This is a genomic window from Bradyrhizobium sp. NP1 (assembly GCF_030378205.1).
Lineage (GTDB): Bacteria > Pseudomonadota > Alphaproteobacteria > Rhizobiales > Xanthobacteraceae > Bradyrhizobium.
Genome location: NZ_CP127385.1, coordinates 2,504,618 through 2,522,004 on the forward strand (window position 1 = coordinate 2,504,618; position 17,387 = coordinate 2,522,004).

The 17,387-nt window shown below is 65.5% G+C and carries 13 protein-coding genes; 6 read left to right on the plus strand and 7 right to left on the minus strand.

The genetic code is table 11. The features are described from left to right. The first annotated feature begins 66 nt into the window (after positions 1-66). Both QOU61_RS11985 and QOU61_RS11990 read left to right on the plus strand, forming a co-directional pair. The gene (locus tag QOU61_RS11985) at positions 67-315 is read left to right on the plus strand and encodes a hypothetical protein (RefSeq protein ID WP_289658578.1); all 249 of its coding nucleotides are present in this window, start codon (positions 67-69) and stop codon (positions 313-315) included. Positions 316-615: 300 nt separating this feature from the next. Next, entirely contained in the window at positions 616-816 is a 201-nt protein-coding gene (locus tag QOU61_RS11990) for a hypothetical protein (protein ID WP_289658580.1), read from the plus strand. A 15-nt stretch (positions 817-831) separates the two neighbouring features. Here QOU61_RS11990 and QOU61_RS11995 read toward each other — a convergent pair whose 3' ends face one another. Genes QOU61_RS11995 through QOU61_RS12020 form a run of 6 tightly spaced genes read right to left on the minus strand, consistent with a single transcriptional unit; the run spans position 832 to position 10,727 of the window. Continuing rightward, positions 832-1,203, minus strand: coding sequence for a BA14K family protein (locus QOU61_RS11995; RefSeq protein WP_289658582.1), 372 nt, complete (start codon positions 1,201-1,203; stop codon positions 832-834). A 17-nt stretch (positions 1,204-1,220) separates the two neighbouring features. Next, positions 1,221-1,535, minus strand: coding sequence for a hypothetical protein (locus QOU61_RS12000; protein WP_289658584.1), 315 nt, complete (start codon positions 1,533-1,535; stop codon positions 1,221-1,223). Further along, positions 1,532-3,031: an efflux transporter outer membrane subunit gene (locus QOU61_RS12005; RefSeq protein ID WP_289658586.1), complete on the minus strand. Its 1,500-nt coding sequence runs from the start codon at positions 3,029-3,031 to the stop codon at positions 1,532-1,534. Before QOU61_RS12005 ends, QOU61_RS12000 begins: the two co-directional genes overlap by 4 nt. Next, a complete protein-coding gene (locus tag QOU61_RS12010) occupies positions 3,032-6,313 on the minus strand; it encodes an efflux RND transporter permease subunit (protein WP_289658588.1) in 3,282 nt (1,093 codons plus the stop codon). It lies immediately after the preceding gene. Positions 6,314-6,315: 2 nt separating this feature from the next. Then, entirely contained in the window at positions 6,316-9,426 is a 3,111-nt protein-coding gene (locus tag QOU61_RS12015) for an MdtB/MuxB family multidrug efflux RND transporter permease subunit (protein ID WP_289658590.1), read from the minus strand. Beyond that, entirely contained in the window at positions 9,423-10,727 is a 1,305-nt protein-coding gene (locus QOU61_RS12020) for an efflux RND transporter periplasmic adaptor subunit (RefSeq protein ID WP_289658592.1), read from the minus strand. Before QOU61_RS12020 ends, QOU61_RS12015 begins: the two co-directional genes overlap by 4 nt. Positions 10,728-10,993: 266 nt before the next feature. On the opposite strand from QOU61_RS12020, the gene rfbF reads away from it, so the two are divergent. From rfbF to QOU61_RS12040, 4 genes are read left to right on the plus strand one after another with little or no spacing between them, the layout of a single operon-like run. Continuing rightward, the gene (gene rfbF / locus QOU61_RS12025; RefSeq protein WP_289658594.1) at positions 10,994-11,764 is read left to right on the plus strand and encodes a glucose-1-phosphate cytidylyltransferase; all 771 of its coding nucleotides are present in this window, start codon (positions 10,994-10,996) and stop codon (positions 11,762-11,764) included. Then, complete coding sequence (rfbG, locus tag QOU61_RS12030; protein WP_289661468.1) at positions 11,758-12,852, plus strand: CDP-glucose 4,6-dehydratase; 1,095 nt, start codon at positions 11,758-11,760, stop codon at positions 12,850-12,852. The genes rfbF and rfbG overlap by 7 nt, the downstream gene beginning before the upstream one ends. Next, a complete protein-coding gene (locus tag QOU61_RS12035) occupies positions 12,845-14,068 on the plus strand; it encodes a class I SAM-dependent methyltransferase (protein ID WP_289658596.1) in 1,224 nt (407 codons plus the stop codon). Before rfbG ends, QOU61_RS12035 begins: the two co-directional genes overlap by 8 nt. Further along, positions 14,065-14,967, plus strand: coding sequence for a Gfo/Idh/MocA family oxidoreductase (locus QOU61_RS12040; RefSeq protein ID WP_289658598.1), 903 nt, complete (start codon positions 14,065-14,067; stop codon positions 14,965-14,967). The genes QOU61_RS12035 and QOU61_RS12040 overlap by 4 nt, the downstream gene beginning before the upstream one ends. Here QOU61_RS12040 and QOU61_RS12045 read toward each other — a convergent pair. After that, positions 14,951-17,290 (minus strand): tetratricopeptide repeat protein, encoded by a 2,340-nt coding sequence (locus QOU61_RS12045; RefSeq protein ID WP_289658599.1) that lies wholly within the window; start codon positions 17,288-17,290, stop codon positions 14,951-14,953. The genes QOU61_RS12040 and QOU61_RS12045 overlap by 17 nt on opposite strands. Positions 17,291-17,387: the final 97 nt, after the last annotated feature.

A 17,387-nucleotide genomic window follows, 5' to 3' on the forward strand; every position in this document is an offset into this window, starting at 1 on the left:
GGGAGGACTTGATCGGCCGCACGTTCTGCGGTCAAATTCGGTTCCCACGATGTCAGGAGGACACCCATGGTGAGAAGCATTGCTCTGGCTGCCGTGATCGCGACGCTGGCGATCGGTTCGGCCTTCGCGCAGGAATCCTGCGACAGCAAGGCAGTCGGCAAGGACGGCAAGCCGTTGGCGGGCGCTGCGAAAACGTCCTTCATGAAGAAGTGCATGGCCGATCAGTGTGCGGCCAAGGCCGTGGGCTCCGACGGCAAGGCCCTTGCGGGCGCGGCCAAGACCTCATTCATGAAGAAGTGCGAGAAGGGCGCCTGACGGGCGGACTTCTGGCCAATCGCGCGCGACAGGGACACTGCGTCGCTTCTTCTTGATCCGATCGGCGACGCCGTGAGCTGCCGCGGCGAGCTCTCCCTTGGGCGAGCAACGACTACGCTTGCCCGGCCAGCCCGCAAGACCTGATGCTGTCACCCCCGGCGCCAACCTTTCGCCGGGCCGCCGGGTTTTGCCTGTGAACATCTTCGTGAGCTTAACACGGCTGACATCGGCCGCGACTAAACCGCCACGCAGGTGATTTTCGCTGGTGATTTCGCTGGTGATTTCGCTCTTGGAGAGCCCATGTTTGATCCCAAGACCGCGGCGCTGTTGCGCGCCGTGCTCGACGAGCTCTGCGAGGACGTTCCGCAACTGGAAACGTCGACGCGAACGCGCGTGGCGTCGCGGCTGCTGGAGGCCGCGACCAAAAGCGACTGGTCGATCGATGACTTGAAGAAGGCGGGCAGGGAAGCGCTTGCCGACGCACCGACGATGTGGCGCTAAAAAGCGCTCTTGCGATCAGCAGGGATGGCGGCGGCCGTCGCGCCCGCGAAAAGTGCCGGTCACGGGATCATAGGAGCGATAGCGACGGGCGCAAAAATTTGGCGCAGCTGCCGGGACGATCGTGACTTGCGACGGATAGGGCACGGCTGAGCGCCAGGGATTGCTGCCAAGGAGCCCGGCGGCGCCGATCCAGGCGATCGAGGGATCGGCGGCGAAATTGCCGGGAAAGAAGCCGTTGGTCGGGAAGTCGCGATCGTCATTGCGGTTGTCGTAGTGCCAGCCGCTGGTGTTGCCGTAGCGAACAACGGGGTAGTCCCACGCGCAGGCCGGCGCTGCGGTCAAGGACAGCAGGATCGTCGCGGCCAGTCCGATACCCGATTTGATCATGTGCGTCATTCCTTGCCTCACGGCCTGATCGTGCCCCAGTCGCCCTTCCAGCCCGTCAGGTGCCACTTCCGGAACTGCAGATAGAGGGCGTCGCTGCGGTAGGCCAGCGTCATGCCCTTGACGTTGGGAAGCGCGAGATACAGCTCATTGCCGGGGCGGCCGCGCACATAGATCAGGGGTACGCCCAGCGCCATCGAGGCTTCGTCGGCGGTCATGCCGAAAGCGAGCGGCAGGCGATTGATCGGAATCGAGATGCCCGGCTGCTGGGCGAATGCCGCCGGCACGAGTGTGAGCAGCATCCCGATCAGCGCGATCCCAAACAGCCGCCTCACCGAACGCTCCCGTCTGGTTGCTGGAATGACACCAACGTGCCGCGCGGCGTCCAGCCGCCGCCCAGCGCCTGGAACAGGCTGGTCGCGGCGAGCAGCTTGTTCAAGCGCACCAGCACCAGCGTGCTCTCGGCCGTGAACAGCGTCTGCTGCGCCTGCAGCACCGTGATGAGGTTGATGGTGCCGCCGCGGAGCTGGGTTTCGGCGACGTCGAACGCCTTGCGCGAGCTTGCGACCGCATCCGACTGCAGCTTCTCCTGCAGCGTGAACTTCTGCAGCGCGATCAGCGCCGTCTCGACGTTAGCGAAGGCCGACAGCACGGTCTTGCGATAGGTCTGCAGGTTCTGCAATTGCACGCCCTTGGCCTGCTTCAACTGGCTTTCCAGCAGGAAGCCGTCGAAGATCGGCTGGGTCAGGCTTGCAATCGCGGTGTAGTACCAGGCGCCCGGCGTGAACAGCGAAGCAAGCGCGGTGCTCTGATAGCCGGTGGTGCCGGTCAGCTGGATCTGCGGAAAGAACGCGGCGCGTGCCGCCTCGACGTTGAAATTGGAGGCGGCAAGCTGCGCCTCCGCCAGTCGGATATCCGGCCGCTGGTAGAGCAGTTCGGAAGGCAGGCCCGGCGTCACGCGGGGGACCGCGATCTGCCGCGCCGAGCCGCCGCGCACGGTGAAATTCGCCGGCGCCCGGCCGACCAGCACGGCCAGTGCGGCGATGTTCTGATCGCGCGTGACCTCGAGCGGCGGGATGTTGGCGCGTTGCGTCGCGACCAGCGCCTCCTGCTGCGACAGGTCGAGCTGCGAGGCCGTGCCGCCGTTGAACTGCTGGCGGACCAGCGTCAGGATGCGCTCGGCCGCCGCGAGGTTCTGCCGGGTGACGCGGAGCTGGTCTTCAGCTGCGAGGACCTGGAAATAGGTGTTGGCGACCGTCACGATCGACGTCAGCGCGACAACCTCGCGATTGTAGCGCGAGACCGTTGCATTCTCTTCGGCAGCATAGAGCAGGGCGCGATTGCGGCCCCAGAAATCGAGCATGTAGCTTGCGGTGAGATTGACGTTGAACCGCGGCAGGCTGATGCCGGCCTGCTGCATGGCTTCGCCGCTGGCGTTTCCGGTCAGCGAGGGCAGCAGCGGGGAGCCGGCAATGCCGACCTGCGCGTCCGCCTGCACGATCTGCGCAATCGCGACTGCGATGTCGAGATTGTAGGTCTGGGCCTCTTCCATCAGCGAGGTCAGCTCGCCGGAGCGGAAGCCGCGCCACCAGTCCAGCATCGGCACGGCCGCATCCGCATTGTGCTTCGACGCGTAGCGATAGTTGTCGGACATGTCGAGCGCGAGCTCCGGCCGTTCCGTGCCGAGGATGCAGCCGGACAGCGGCGGGCCGAGCAGGAGCGCCGCCAGCGCGCCGCGCAGCGAGCGGCCGAGCTTTCGGCCACGCGCGCGGGTGATCCGGGCAGGCGTGTGGATTGTCCTGATGGGTCGAATTGAAGCAGTTGTCGGCATTTACTCGCCCGGTTGCAGCGAAGGCCCGGGCGCGTGCGGGGCCCCACCCCTGAAACGTTGGCTCCGCAGACGGAGTCTGTCTAGATACAAATAGATCACAGGTGTCGAATAAAGCGTCAGAGCCTGGCTGAGAATCAGTCCGCCGACGATCGCTATTCCCAGCGGCTGGCGCAGCTCGCCGCCTTCGCCAATACCGAGCGCAAGCGGCAGTGCGCCCAGCATGGCGGCCATCGTCGTCATCATGATCGGGCGGAAGCGCAACAAACAGGCCTCGCGAATCGCGTCAAGCGGGCTCAAGCCCCGCCCGCGCTCGGCCTCCAGCGCGAAATCGATCATCATGATGGCGTTCTTCTTCACGATACCGATCAGCAGAATCACGCCGATCAGCGCCATGATGCTGAATTCGGTCTTGAACGCCATCAGCGCCAGCAGCGCGCCGACGCCGGCGGACGGCAGGGTGGACAGGATCGTCAGCGGGTGGACGTAGCTCTCGTAGAGCACGCCGAGCACGATGTAGATCGTGACCAGCGCCGCGAGAATCAGGAAAGGCTGGTTGCTCAGCGAATCCTGGAACGCCTTGGCCGTGCCCTGGAAGGTGCCGCGAATCGTCGCGGGCACGCCGATCCGGTTCATCGTCGCCTCGATGGTTGCGGTCGCGGTGGAGAGCGAGACGCCTTCCGGCAGGTTGAAGGAGATGGTGCTGGCGACCAGCAGGCCTTGGTGGTTGACCGCAAGCGGCGTCGCGCCCTGCACGAAGCGGGCGACGGCGGACAGCGGAATCATGGTTTCCTTCGAGGTGCTGACTGCCGATCCGGTGGAGGCGACGCCCTTGCCGGTCGCGCCGATCGAGTTGGTCGCCTGATTGCGCGCGGCCTGGGCGTTGGCGGAACTGGCCGCCGTCGCCTTGCCGCCGACGATGGTTCCGGCGACCGCATTGGTCGCCTGCGAGCCGCCGACCGAGCCGCCGGAGGTGGAGATATAGACGTCCTTCAGCGTCTCCGGATTTTCCCAGTAGCGCGGCGCCACCTCCATGATCACGTGATACTGGTTGCGCGCGACATAGATGGTGGAGACCTGGCGCTGGCCGAACGCGTCGTACAGCGTGTTGTCGATCTGGCTCACGGTGATGCCGAGCCTTGCTGCGGCATCACGGTCGATCACGAGGTCGGATTCCAGCCCCTTGTTCTGCTGGTCGCTGTTGACGTCGGTGAGGTTCGGCTCGCGCTGCAGCGCGGCTGCGATCTTCGGCGACCATTCATTGAGCTCCTCCAGCGTCGGGCTCTGCAGCGTGTACTGATATTGCGCGTTGCTGGCGCGGCCGCCGACGCGGATATCCTGCACCGACTGCAGGAACAGCGTGGCGCCGGGCACCACCGCCATCTCGCGCCGCAGCCGCGCGATGACGCCATCGGCGCTGATCTTGCGCTGATTGAGCGGATAGAGCGACACGAACATGAAGCCGGAATTGGTCTGGCCGCCGCCGGTGAAGCCGACCACGGTCTCGACCGCCGGATCGTCCTTGATGATGTTGACGAACTGCGAGAGCTTCTGCTGCATGAGCTGGAACGAGATGCTCTGGTCGGCCTGGATCGAACCGATGATGCGTCCGGTATCCTGCTGCGGGAAGAAGCCCTTCGGGATCACGTCGTAGAGATAGAAATTGAGGCCGAGTACGGCCGCGAGGATCAGCATCACCGAGCGCGGATGCTCGAGCGCCGCGGTGAGCGTGCTGCGGTAGAACGAAAGCATCGCGTCGAAGAAACGCTCGCTGGCGCGGTAGAGCCGGTCGTGCGGCTCGCCGCTTTCGCCGCGCAGCAGCACGGCGCACATCATCGGCGTGGTCGAGAGCGAGACGGCGAGCGAGATCAGGATGGAGATCGAGATCACCATCGCGAATTCGCGGAACAGGCGTCCGACGATGCCGCCCATCAACAGGATCGGTATGAACACGGCGATCAGCGAGATGCTCATTGAAAGGACGGTAAAGCCGACCTCGTTGGCGCCCTTGAGCGCCGCCTCGAGCGGCGACAGGCCCTGCTCGATATAGCGGGTGACGTTTTCGAGCACGACAATAGCGTCGTCGACGACGAATCCCGTCGCGACCGTAAGCGCCATCAGCGACAGGTTATCGAGGCTGTAGCCGATCAGGTACATCGCGCCAAATGTCGCAACCAGCGACACCGAAACCGCGACCACGGGGATGAGGGTCGCGCGCAGGTTCCGCAGGAACGCGAAAACCACGATGATCACGAGCAGCACGGCGAGAATCAGCGTGCGCTCGACGTCGCGCAAGGAAGTGCGGATCGTGGTCGAGCGGTCGACGCCGACGCCGATGTCGATCGCGGGCGAGATCGAGGCCTTCAGTTGCGGCAGCAGCGCCTTCACGGCGTCGACCGTCGAGATGATATTGGCGCCGGGTTGGCGGTAGAGAATGATCAGCACTGCCGGCCTGCCGTTGGCGAGGCCGGCATTGCGCAGATTCTCCACCCCGTCTACGACGTCGCCGACGTCGGTGAGATGTACCGGCGCGCCGTTGCGATAGGCGACGATCAGCGATTTGTAGTCGTCGGCCTTGTTGGCCTGGTCGTTGGCATAGATCTGGTAGCGGCGGTCGCCGACGTCGATCGCGCCCTTCGGGCTGTGGGCGTTGGCGCTGCCGAGCGCGGCGCGCACGTCCTCGAGGCCAATTCCGTATTGGTAGAGCGCCTGCGGTATCAGCTCGACGCGCACCGCCGGCAGCGAGCTGCCGCCGACCACGACCTCGCCGATGCCCTCGACCTGTGAGAGCTTCTGAGCCAGCACCGTGGAGGCCGCGTCGTAGAGGTCGCCGCGGGTCGCGGTAGCCGAGGTCAGCGTGAGGATCAGGATCGGCGCGTCGGCCGGGTTGACCTTGCGGTAGGTCGGATTGGAACGCAGGCTGGTCGGCAGGTCGGCGCGGGCCGCATTGATCGCCGCCTGCACGTCGCGCGCCGCGCCGTTGATGTCGCGGTTGAGCCCGAACTGCAGCGTGATGCGCGCACTGCCGACCGAGCTTTGCGATGTCATCTCGGTTACGTCGGCGATCTGCCCCAGATGGCGCTCGAGCGGGCTTGCCACCGTGGTCGCGACATCCTGCGGGCTTGCGCCCGGCAGCGTCGCCTGCACCGAGATGGTCGGGAAGTCGACCTGCGGCAGCGGCGACACCGGCAGCTTGAAGAAGGCGACCGCGCCGGCAGCCGCAAGCCCGAAGGTCAACAGTGTCGTTGCGACCGGCCGGCGGATGAAGGGCGTTGACGGGTCCATGGCTAGTGCGACCCGCTTGGCTGGCCGGCGGCGTCCGCCGGCGGCCCTGCCAGGCGCAGCGCCAGGCGGTCGAACCAGAGATAGATCACCGGCGTGGTGAACAGCGTCAGCACCTGGCTGAGCAGAAGCCCGCCGACGATCGAGACGCCGAGCGGGTGACGCAGCTCCGAGCCGGCGCCGGTCCCGAGCATCAGCGGCAGTGCGCCGAGCACCGCGGCCATCGTCGTCATGATGATCGGCCTGAACCGCAGCAGGCAGGCCTGGTAGATCGCCTCGCGCGGGGACTTGCCCTCGTTGCGTTCGGCATCGAGCGCGAAGTCGATCATCATGATCGCGTTCTTCTTCACGATGCCGATCAGGAGGATGATGCCGATGATCGCGACGATCGTGAGATCGTGGCCGCCCAGCATCAGCGCCAGCAGCGCGCCGATGCCGGCGGAGGGCAGCGTGGAGAGGATAGTGAGGGGATGGATGAAGCTCTCGTAGAGCACGCCGAGCACGATGTAGACGGTGACGATCGCGGCCAGGATCAGGAAGAGCTGGTTCGACAGCGACGACTGGAAGGCCAGCGCAGCACCCTGGAAGCTGGTGATGACGCCAAGCGGCTGGCCGATATCGACCTGCGCCTGCTTGATCGCGGTGACCGCCTCGCCGAGCGAGGCGCCCGGCGCCAGGTTGAACGATACGGTGGCGGAGGGGAACTGGCCGAGATGCGAGATCTGCAGCGGCGCGATATCCTCGCGGAATTTCGCCACCACGGCGAGCGGCACCAGGGCCGAGCCGACCGAGGAGGGCAGATAGATATCCGACAGCGACTGCAGCGATCCCTGCAGCGCCGGGTCGGCCTCGAGGATGACGCGATACTGGTTGGAATTGGTGAAGATGGTCGAGACGATGCGCTGGCCGTAGGAATCGTAGAGCGCGTTGTCGATGGTGGCGGGCGTGATGCCGAAGCGCGCGGCCTGGTCGCGGTCGATCTCGACGAACACGGAAAGGCCCTGCGCCGAGATGTCGGTGGCGACATCGCCGAGCTGCGGCAGTGTGCGCAGCTTGTCGACGAGCTTCAGCGTCCATTCATTGAGCTGCGCCGGGTCGGCGTCCTGCAGGATGAACTGGTACTGCGTCTTGCTGACGGTGCCTTCGATCGTCAGGTCCTGCACCGGCTGCATGTACAGCGTGACGCCGGTCAGCGACGCGGTCGCTTCCTTGATCCGCCGCATCACGGTCGCGATGTCGGACTTGCGCTGCTCGTACGGCTTGAGGTTGATCAGGATGCGGCCGTTGTTGAGCGTGGTGTTGGTGCCGTCGACGCCGATGAACGATGACAGGCTGTCGACGTCGGGGTCCTGCAGGATGATGCGCGCCAGTTGCTGCTGCCGTTCCGCCATCGCGGCATAGGAAACCGACTGCGGCGCCTCGGAGATCGCCTGGATCACGCCGGTGTCCTGTAGCGGGAAGAAGCCCTTGGGGATGACGATGTAGAGCCAGGCAGTCAGGCCGAAGGTCGCCAGCGCGATCAGGAGCACGAAGGTCTGGCGGTCGAGCACCCAGTTCAGCATCTGGCCGTAGATCGCGATGACGCGATCGAATCCCTCGCGGCTGAGGCGCTGGAAGGTATTTTCCTCCGCTTCGCTTTCGGGCCTGAGCAGCTTGGCGCAGGCCATCGGCACCAGCGTCAGCGACACCACTGCCGAGATCAGGATGGTGACGGACAGCGTGATGGCGAATTCGCGGAACAGCCGGCCGACCACGTCACCCATGAACAGGAGCGGGATCAGCACCGCGATCAGCGATACCGTCAGCGAGATGATGGTGAAGCCGATCTGCTCGGAGCCGCGCAGCGCCGCCTCGAGCGGCGGCTCGCCTTCCTCGATGTAGCGCGAGATGTTCTCGATCACCACGATGGCGTCGTCGACCACGAAGCCGGTCGCGATCGTCAGCGCCATCAGCGAAAGATTGTTCAGGCTGAAGCCGAACAGGTACATCGCGCCCAGCGTGCCGACCAGCGACAGCGGCACCGACAGGCTCGGGATCAGGGTGGCGCGGGTCGATCGCAGGAACACGAAGATCACCAGCACCACCAGGATCACCGCGAGTGACAGCTCGTATTCGACGTCGCGCACCGAGGCGCGGATGGTGATGGTGCGGTCGGTGAGGACGTTGAGGTCGATCGCGGCCGGCAGCGTCGCCTGCAGTTGCGGCAGCAGCGCCTTGATGCCTTCGACCACCGAAATGACGTTGGCGCCGGGCTGGCGCTGGATGTTGAGGATGATCGCCGGCGTGTCGTTCATCCAGGCGCCGAGCTTGTCGTTCTGGGCGCCGTCGATCACGTCGCCGACGTCGCTGAGGCGCACCGGAGAGCCGTTCTTGTAGGCGACGACCAGCGACCTGTAGTCGGCGGCGTTGCGGATCTGGTCGTTGGCGTTGATGGTGTAGGCGCGCATCGCGCCGTCGAAATTGCCCTTCGGCGTGTTGACGTTGGCGTTGCTGAGCGTGGTGCGCAGGTCGTCGATGTTGAGCCCGTAGGCCGCGAGCTTGCGGATATCGGCGCGGATGCGCACCGCCGGCCGCTGGCCGCCGGAGATGCTGACCAGGCCGACGCCGGGAAGCTGCGAGATCTTCTGCGCAAGCCGCGTGTCGACGAAGTCCTCGAGCTGGGTCAGCGGCATGGTCTTCGACGTCAGGCCGAGCGTGAGGATCGGCGCGTCGGCCGGGTTCACCTTGGCGTAGATCGGCGGCGCCGGCAGGTCGGAAGGCAGCAGGTTGCCGGCGGCGTTGATCGCGGCCTGCACCTCCTGCTCGGCGATGTCGAGCGAAATGCTCAGGCCGAACTGCAGGGTGATGACGGAAGCGCCGGCCGAGCTCACCGAGCTCATCTGGTTGAGGTTCGGCATCTGGCCGAACTGCACTTCCAGCGGCGCGGTGATGGATGAGGTCATCACATCGGGGCTCGCGCCGGGATAGAAGGTCTGCACCTGGATCGTGGGATAGTCGACCTCGGGCAGCGCGGCGACGGGGAGGAAGCGAAATGCCAGCATGCCCGACAGCATGATGGCGATCATCAGGAGCGTCGTTGCAACAGGCCGCAGAATGAACGGCTGCGACGGGTTCATTGCTTCTGTCCGTCTTCCGATCGTCGCTTGCCGGCCTCGCCGGGGCCCTGCTGGGCGGGACGTCCCTTGGTGGCGTCAGGCGCAGGGGCGTTGGCGCTGGCCGCTTCGCGGATGATCACCTTGGCGCTGTCGCGCAGCTTGTCGGCGCCGTCAATCACGACGCGGTCGCCGGGCTCCAGCCCCGACAGGACCTCGACGCGGTTGCCGTCGGTCACGCCGAGCTTGACCGGGCGCACCGAAACCGTGCTGTCGGCGTTGACCAGGTAGACGAAGGTTCCGGGCAGGCCGCGCTGGACGCCGGCGGTCGACATCGTGGTGACGTCCTTGTGGGTGTCGAGCAGGAGCCGCACATTGACGAACTGGTTCGGATAGAGCGTCCGCGCATCGTTCGGGAACTGCGCGCGCAGCTTGATCGTCCCAGTGGTGGGATCGATCTGGCTGTCGAAGGTCTGCAGCGTGCCGTCGGCGATCTTGTTGGCGCCGCCGCGGTCATAGGCCGCGGCCGGCAGTACGGCGCCGGATTGCAGCCGCTTGGAGATCGCCTGCAGATTGTCCTCGGGCAGCGTGAACAGGACGCTGATCGGATGGATCTGGGTGATGACGACGAGGCCGTTGGCATCGCCGGGCGTCACGTAGTTGCCCTGGTCGATCTGGCGCAGGCCGACGCGGCCGTCGAGCGGGGACACGATGCGGCAATATTGCAGGTTCACTTCCGCGGCGCGGACCGCGCCGCGATCGGCCTCGACGATGCCCTGGTCCTGCGCGACCAGGGCGATCTGGGTGTCGAGCTGCTGGCGCGGGACCGCATTCTGCGCCGCCAGTCCCTGATAGCGCGTGAGATCGACCTGCGCGCCCTTCAACAGCGCTTCGTCGCGGGCGAGCTGTCCCTTGGCCTGGGCCAGCGCCGCTTCATAAGGCCGCGCATCGATTTCGGCGAGCAGGTCGCCTTTTTTCACCTCGTCGCCCTCCTTGAAGGCGACCTTGATCAGGTAGCCGCTGATCTGGGTGCGGATCGTGACAGTGGCGAGCGAGCTCACGGTGCCGAGCGCGTTGAGGTTGATGCCGATATCGCCCTTGGTGATCGTTTCCGGGACGATCGACATCGGCGCGCTGCCGGCGCCGCGGCGGCCGCCAGCGCTCTCCGGCTGTGGCGAACTGCCTTGCCGGGTCCACCAGACGATGCCGGCGACCACGAACAGCACGGCCAGCAGCAGCAGCACGAAGCCCCGGCGGCGGGGCGGCTGCTTCAGCGCAGGACCGACCGCAGGCGCTTTAATCGGGGGCTTGAGATGTTGATCCATGGCCGGCCATCAGGACTGCGTTTCAGGGGCTTTCAGAACGCCCCAATTCTACCCGTTCTAACCGCTTTAGGACATTGGAAGGCGCGACATTTTGGACGGTTTCACAGGCACTTGTCGCCTTAACATTCGGAAAGGAATGTGGTCGTGAAGCCACGCTTGTCCACAAAAATGATGGCGCCTGTTCGCCTGCCGCAGCCACAACTAGTATTTGGCGTTGCCACGCGCTGATTCGCGGCCCGATGGCGCATCACAATCGCGGCAGCCGCATGAAAATCGTCATATTGGCCGGTGGTCTCGGGACCCGGATTTCCGAGGAGACGGCGGTCCGGCCAAAGCCGATGATCGAGATCGGCGGCAAGCCGATCATCTGGCACATCATGAAAATCTACAGCCATTTCGGCTTCAACGATTTCATCGTCTGCCTCGGCTATCGCGGCTACCAGATCAAGGAATATTTCGCGAACTACTTCCTGCACATGTCGGACGTGACCTTCCACCTGGCGGAGAACCGCATGGAGGTGCACCGCGAGACCGCGGAGCCCTGGCGCGTCACGCTGGTCGAGACCGGTGACGACACCCAGACCGGCGGACGCGTCAAACGCGCGCTGCATTATGTCGGCGGGGACGAGACCTTTGCGCTCACCTATGGTGATGGCGTCGCCGATATCGACCTGCACGCGCAGCTCGCCTTTCATCGCGCCCATGGCCGGAAAGCCACTGTCACCGCGGTACGGCCGGCGCGGCGGTTCGGCGCCATCGCGGTGGAGGGCGACCGGGTGCTGACGTTCAAGGAAAAGCCCGAGGACGACGGCGGCTGGATCAACGGCGGCTTCTTCCTGCTGTCGCCGAAGGTGGGCGAATTGATCGCCGGCGACGAGACGGTGTGGGAGCAGGGGCCGATGGAGGCTCTCGCCCGCAGCGGCGATCTGCGCGCCTATGTCCATCACGGCTTCTGGCACCCGATGGACACGCTGCGCGACAAGACGTTCCTCGAGCAGTGCTGGGCGTCCGACAGCGCCAAATGGAGACGATGGTGATCAGCGAGGCCTTCTGGCGCGGCCGACGCGTGCTGCTGACCGGCCATACCGGCTTCAAGGGCGCCTGGACGACGCTGGTGCTGCATCGGCTCGGTGCCGCGATTTGCGGGCTGGCGCTGCCGCCCGACCATGACAACGGGCTGTTCGTCACTGCCGATCTGGCTTCCGATCTCGACCACCACGTCGGCGACATCAACGATCTCGCGGCGGTTGGGGCCGTGTTCGCGCGGTTCCGGCCCGAGATCGTGCTGCACATGGCGGCGCAGTCGCTGGTGCGGAAGTCCTATGCCGATCCGGTCGACACCTTCGCGACCAACGTGCTCGGCACGGTGCATGTGCTGGAGGCGGCGCGACGATCGCCCGGCGTTCGTGCCGTGATCGTCGTGACCAGCGACAAATGCTATGAGAATACCGGCCTGGCTCGCGGCTATGTCGAAGCCGACCGGCTCGGGGGCGCCGATCCCTACAGCAGCAGCAAGGCCTGCGCCGAGCTTGTGGCCGAAAGCTATCGCCGCAGCTATTTCGCCGCCGAGGACGCGCTGCGGGTCGCGACCGTGCGTGCGGGCAACGTCATCGGTGGCGGCGACTGGTCGGCCGACCGGCTGGTGCCCGATGCGGTGACGGCCTTCACGAAGAGCGCGCCGCTTTCGATCCGCAGCCCCCATGCGATCCGGCCCTGGCAGCACGTGCTCGATCCCGTGCTCGGCTATCTCATGCTGGCCGAGCGGCTGGTACGCGACGGCAAGCCGCACGCGCAGGCCTGGAATTTCGGCCCTGACCACGCAAGCGAGGTCACGGTCGGTGAAATCGCCGACCAGCTGGTGCGGCGATGGGGCGGGACGGCAAGCTGGCGCCATGACGCCGGCGAGCATCCGCACGAGGCGGCCTATCTTCGCCTCGACTCCAGCAAGGCGAGAAGCGGGCTCGGCTGGCGTCCGGCACTGGCGCTTGGTGATGCGCTGGACCTGACGGTCGCGTGGTACAGGCAATGGGCCGCCGGCGCCGACATGCGCAAGGCGGCGCTGACGCAGATCGATCGCGTGCTGGAAAACAGCTCGATGCGCGCTTCGCAGGCGATCCATGCCTGATCGGAGCCTGATCGAAATCGACCGGTGTGAAGTCTGCGGTACCGCGGCGCCCCGTGCCGTGCTCGATCTCGGCGCGCATCCGATGTGCGATGACCTCGTGCGCATCGGCGAGGATCGCATCTGTCGCGAATATCCGATCCATATCCTGTTCTGCGACACCTGCCGCACCGCGCATCAGCGCTTCCAGGTACCCAAACACGAGCTGTTTCCCGCGACCTACCACTACCGATCGCGGCAGACGCTCGACGTGCTGAACGGCATGCGGCGTCTCGTCGAGTCCTGTGCCGCGCGCTACGGCGATCTCGAAGGCAAAAAGGTGCTCGATATCGGCTGCAACGACGGCAGCCTGCTGTCGATCTTCCGCGAGCACGGTGCGGTCACATTCGGCATCGAGCCGACCGGTGCTGCGGCCGATGCGGCGGCCGCCGGGCATCGCGTCGTCAATGCGTTTTTTGCCGAGGATGTCGCGGACGATTTCGCCGGCCGGTTCGGGCAGCCTGACATCGTCACGTTCACCAATGTGTTCGCGCATATCGAGGATCTCGCGGCCGTGATCCGCGCGCTGAAGATCGTGTCGAAGCCCGAGACCAGGATCGTGATCGAAAACCACTATCTCGGCGCCATCATCGACAAGCGCCAGTTCGACACCTTTTATCATGAGCACCCGCGCACCTATAGCGCGACGTCGTTCACCTTCATCGCGGCTGCGCTCGGCATGAGCGTTGCGGACGTGGAATTCCCTGACCGCTATGGCGGCAATATCCGCGTGTTTCTGGCTCGCGCTCCGCAAGCAGGAGAGCCGGCTCTCTTCGAAAAGGAGAGCGTCTATGGCGACGGTCTTGCAAAAATGCCTGGCGAGATCGCGCGCTGGCGCGACAGGAAGAGGCAACAGATCGAACGGGCGGTCGCGAAATGCGGCCCCCTGATGGCAAAGGCCTTTCCCGGTCGCGCCGCCATTCCGATCAAGATGCTCGGCCTTGGCCGCGACGGCATCGATGCGGTCTACGAAAAGCCGGGGTCGGGCAAGATCGGGCATTTCGTGCCGGGAACGCGGATCCCGGTGTTTTCCGACGACGACTTTCCGGCCGAAAAGCGCGTCGCGCCGCTGGTCAACATGGCCTGGCATATCGCGGGCGAGATCGAAACCTATCTGCGCGGCCGCGGGTTTACAGGCGAGATCATCGACATCATCGCGCCCGCCGATTTTGCGCCATGAGGGTCACGATCCTCGGCGGCGGGTTCGGGCTCTACGGTTACCTTCCGGCCGTGCTCGGGCTCGGCGCGGACGTCGTGCTTGCCGAACGCTACCGCTCGATCGTCGCGCGCCGCGTGGAGCTTGCGCCGCTGGCGACGCGAGTGTCCTGGGCTGTCGACGAGAGGGAAGCCGTTGCCGGCGCGGCGGCCGTGATCGTCGCGCGCCGGCCGGTCGATCAGGCTGACCTCATTGCGGAGTTGCTGGCAAAGCCGAACGTCCGGCGACTGCTCCTGGAAAAGCCGCTGGCGCCGGGGCCGGATGCGGCGATGCGGCTTCAGGACCAGCTCGAGGCGTCAGGCCGGATTGTCCGGGTCGGCTACACGTTCCCCTTCACCGGGTGGGGGCGCGACCTCGTCGCACGGCCCGGCGCATCGCGCGATGACATCGGTATGCGGTGGACGTTCCGCGCGCATCACTATGCAACGAAGCAGGCGAACTGGAAGCGCCTCCACTCCGAAGGCGGCGGCGCGCTGCGGTTCTACGGCATTCAACTCATAGGCCTGCTGGCGCGCCTCGGGTTCGACCGGGTGGAGGCATCTGCGATCGCCGCCTCCGATCCGGACGAGGCGGAGGATTGGCGCGCGACAATCACCGCAGGTGGCGGCGCGCGCTGCACGGTCGAGCTTCGCTCGCGTGCCGAACCGGCCGAATTCGCCGTGACCGCGCCGGCGACCGGCATCCGGCTGTCGCGGTCGGATCCGTTCGACGACCCGGTCGGTGCCGATGGCTTTGATCGCAGGGTGCCGGTCTTGTCGGCGTTGTGCCGGGAATGGCTCGGTGCGGACGCTTCGCCGCAACATTGGTATCGCGACACGATCGCGCTGTGGAAGGCGATCGAAGCGGTCACTGTTCGCGGCTGACGGCCGGGACCTGCTTGTCGCACCAGATCCGCCACATCTCGCGATAGGCCGTTTCCATGTCGCGGGCGAAGGCGGCAAAATCCATCGCGCGGCTTGCCGCCATCCGCTGGCGCAGATTGTGCCGGACCGTTCGCAGCTTCGCGCCGTCGGTCGCCAGCTCGACCGCGAGATCGACATAGCTCGCCTCGGTCTGCGCGATCAGTTCGGGCAGGCCGACATTGCTGAGGATCGTCACCCCCATGCGCGCGGTGAAATACGCGCCCGCGAGCGTAACGACCGGAACGCCCATCCACAGCGCGTCCATGCTCGTGGTGCCGCCGTTGAACGGAAACGGATCGAGCGCGACGTCGATCCTGTTGTAGAGCACGTACTGGTTGGAGCGCTTGCGCGGCTCCAGGATCACCCGATCGAGCGGGAAGCCGTGCCGCTCCAGCCGCTCCATCGTCTCGCGGCGGAAATCGGCGCTGTCGATGCCGATGATCTCCAGCAAGAGGCGAGCGTCCGGCGCACGGGCGAGGATCTCGGACCAGCCTTTCAGCGTGCGATCGGTGACCTTGGTGAAATTGTTGAAGCAGCCGAACGTCGTGTAGCCGTTGTCCTCGCGAGGCGGATGGTCGATCGGATCGGCGACGCCGGGTCGCGGCTGGTAGACGCAAAAGGTCGAGGGCAGTCGCCACAGTGTTTCTGTGTTGAGGTGTTCGGTCATCCCGGGCGGATCGGCAAAGGGATCGGTGATCCGGTAGTCGATCGCCGCGACGCCCGTCGTCGTAGTGAAGCCGAGCCAGGTTGCCTGGACCGGCGCGGGCTTGCGCGCAAAGATCATGATCCGGTTGCCGGCGATATGGCCGGACATGTCGATGAGGATGTCGATGCGGTCGGCCTCGATCAGATCGCAGGCCGCGTCGTCGCTCAAATTGCGGATGTTGCGCCAGTGGTCGAAGTTCGGCTTCAGCCGCGCCGTGATCGCGTCCTCGGCGAGCATGTTGGCGTAGGCGAAGAACTCGAAATCGCGCTTGTCGTGATGGGCGAGAAGCGGCTCGAAGAAATAGTTGACCGCGTTGTCGCGAAAATCGCCTGAGACATAGCCGATCCGCAGCCGCCTATCGGGATCGGGCGCGTTGGTGAAGGGGCGGGACCGCAACACCGGCGCTGCGACGTCATTGTTGAACTGGCGGGCATGGTCGACAAGTATTTCATGGGGGACGTCGGCCGAGTAGCCGAGCAGCATGATCAGGTTGTTGTAGGCGTGGACGAAATCCGGCTGCAGGCGGATGGCGGCCTTGTAGTGCTCGACGGCCTCGACGATCAGGCCGCGTGTCTTGAGCGCGCCCGCAAGGTTGCTCCAGGCCCCCGCGAAGCCTGGCTTGAGCCGTATCGCCTCCTGATAGTGCCGCACGGATTCGTCGAGCCGGCCGATCTCGCGATGCGCATTGCCGAGGTTGTTGTGTGCCTCTGCAAAGTCCGGCTTCTGCCGGATCGCCTCGGTGAGCTGGATTGCGGCCTGCTCGAGCCTGCCGAGATCGAACAGCAGCGCGCCGAGGCTGTTATGCGCGTTGGCCGTGTTGACGCCTGTGGCGATGGCGGCCTCGAACTGCGCCGCGGCCTTATCCAGGTGGCCCAAAGACCGCCACACATTGCCGAGGCCGACATGTGCTTCGGGAAGGGTCGGCTCCAGCTCGATCGCGCGCATAAAACTCTGACGCGCCTCCTCGTGCTGTCCACGTGCGGCCAGCGCGTTGCCGAGGCTGCAGTGATAGGCCCCGACGTCCGCCTTCAGCCGGATCGCCTGTTCGATCAGCTGAATGCCGACATCGACGCGATCGGTCTGGGTGGCGAGCTGACCGATCATGTGCAGGCTGTCGGCGTGCGCGGGATCGACGGAAAGAATGGCGGCATAGAGCGCTTCGGCTTCCGCGAATTGCCTCAACTGGTGATGGTCGACGGCGCGCTGATAGCGCTCGACCTGTTCAAGCCGCTGTCTCAGCCCGACAAGCTCCGGGCTCGAAAAGCGCATCATCGCCTTCTCGATCACGGCGCGTGCATCGCCGATCGAGCCGGCCTGCATCAACGCTTCCGCAAACGACAGCCAGTGCCGCGCTTCCTGCGGGTTCGCCTGCAGTGCCTTGGTCAGGAAACCGAGCGCGAGCGGCAGATTGCCCTGCTGCACAGCCAGCGTGCCGAGTGCGTGATTAGCTTCCGCATTGCCGGGCTCGGTCTTGAGCACGCTGCGGAACAGCCGCTCCGCCTCGTCCGCGCGGCCGGCGTTCAGATGGGCGAGGCCCTTGCGAACGGCCTTGTTGCTGGGGCGTGCGCTTGCATTCATCCGCGAGGTACCGGCAGGCTGCAAAATTGTAGCAAATTCTTATAGTTGATTCGCCGCGGGCCAGCGTCTTTCAGAACCGGCCGCGCTGTCATGCGGC

Bases quoted from the DNA above. Each gene is read 5' to 3' on its own strand.
- QOU61_RS12010 (WP_289658588.1), bottom strand. From the start codon at position 6,313: ATGGACCCGTCAACGCCCTTCATCCGCCGGCCGGTCGCAACGACACTG.
- rfbF (WP_289658594.1), top strand. From the start codon at position 10,994: ATGAAAATCGTCATATTGGCCGGTGGTCTCGGGACCCGGATTTCCGAG.
- QOU61_RS12015 (WP_289658590.1), bottom strand. From the start codon at position 9,426: ATGAACCCGTCGCAGCCGTTCATTCTGCGGCCTGTTGCAACGACGCTC.
- QOU61_RS11985 (WP_289658578.1), top strand. From the start codon at position 67: ATGGTGAGAAGCATTGCTCTGGCTGCCGTGATCGCGACGCTGGCGATC.
- QOU61_RS12040 (WP_289658598.1), top strand. From the start codon at position 14,065: ATGAGGGTCACGATCCTCGGCGGCGGGTTCGGGCTCTACGGTTACCTT.
- QOU61_RS12035 (WP_289658596.1), top strand. From the start codon at position 12,845: ATGCCTGATCGGAGCCTGATCGAAATCGACCGGTGTGAAGTCTGCGGT.
- QOU61_RS12005 (WP_289658586.1), bottom strand. From the start codon at position 3,031: ATGCCGACAACTGCTTCAATTCGACCCATCAGGACAATCCACACGCCT.
- QOU61_RS11995 (WP_289658582.1), bottom strand. From the start codon at position 1,203: ATGATCAAATCGGGTATCGGACTGGCCGCGACGATCCTGCTGTCCTTG.
- QOU61_RS12020 (WP_289658592.1), bottom strand. From the start codon at position 10,727: ATGGATCAACATCTCAAGCCCCCGATTAAAGCGCCTGCGGTCGGTCCT.
- QOU61_RS11990 (WP_289658580.1), top strand. From the start codon at position 616: ATGTTTGATCCCAAGACCGCGGCGCTGTTGCGCGCCGTGCTCGACGAG.
- QOU61_RS12045 (WP_289658599.1), bottom strand. From the start codon at position 17,290: ATGAATGCAAGCGCACGCCCCAGCAACAAGGCCGTTCGCAAGGGCCTC.
- rfbG (WP_289661468.1), top strand. From the start codon at position 11,758: ATGGTGATCAGCGAGGCCTTCTGGCGCGGCCGACGCGTGCTGCTGACC.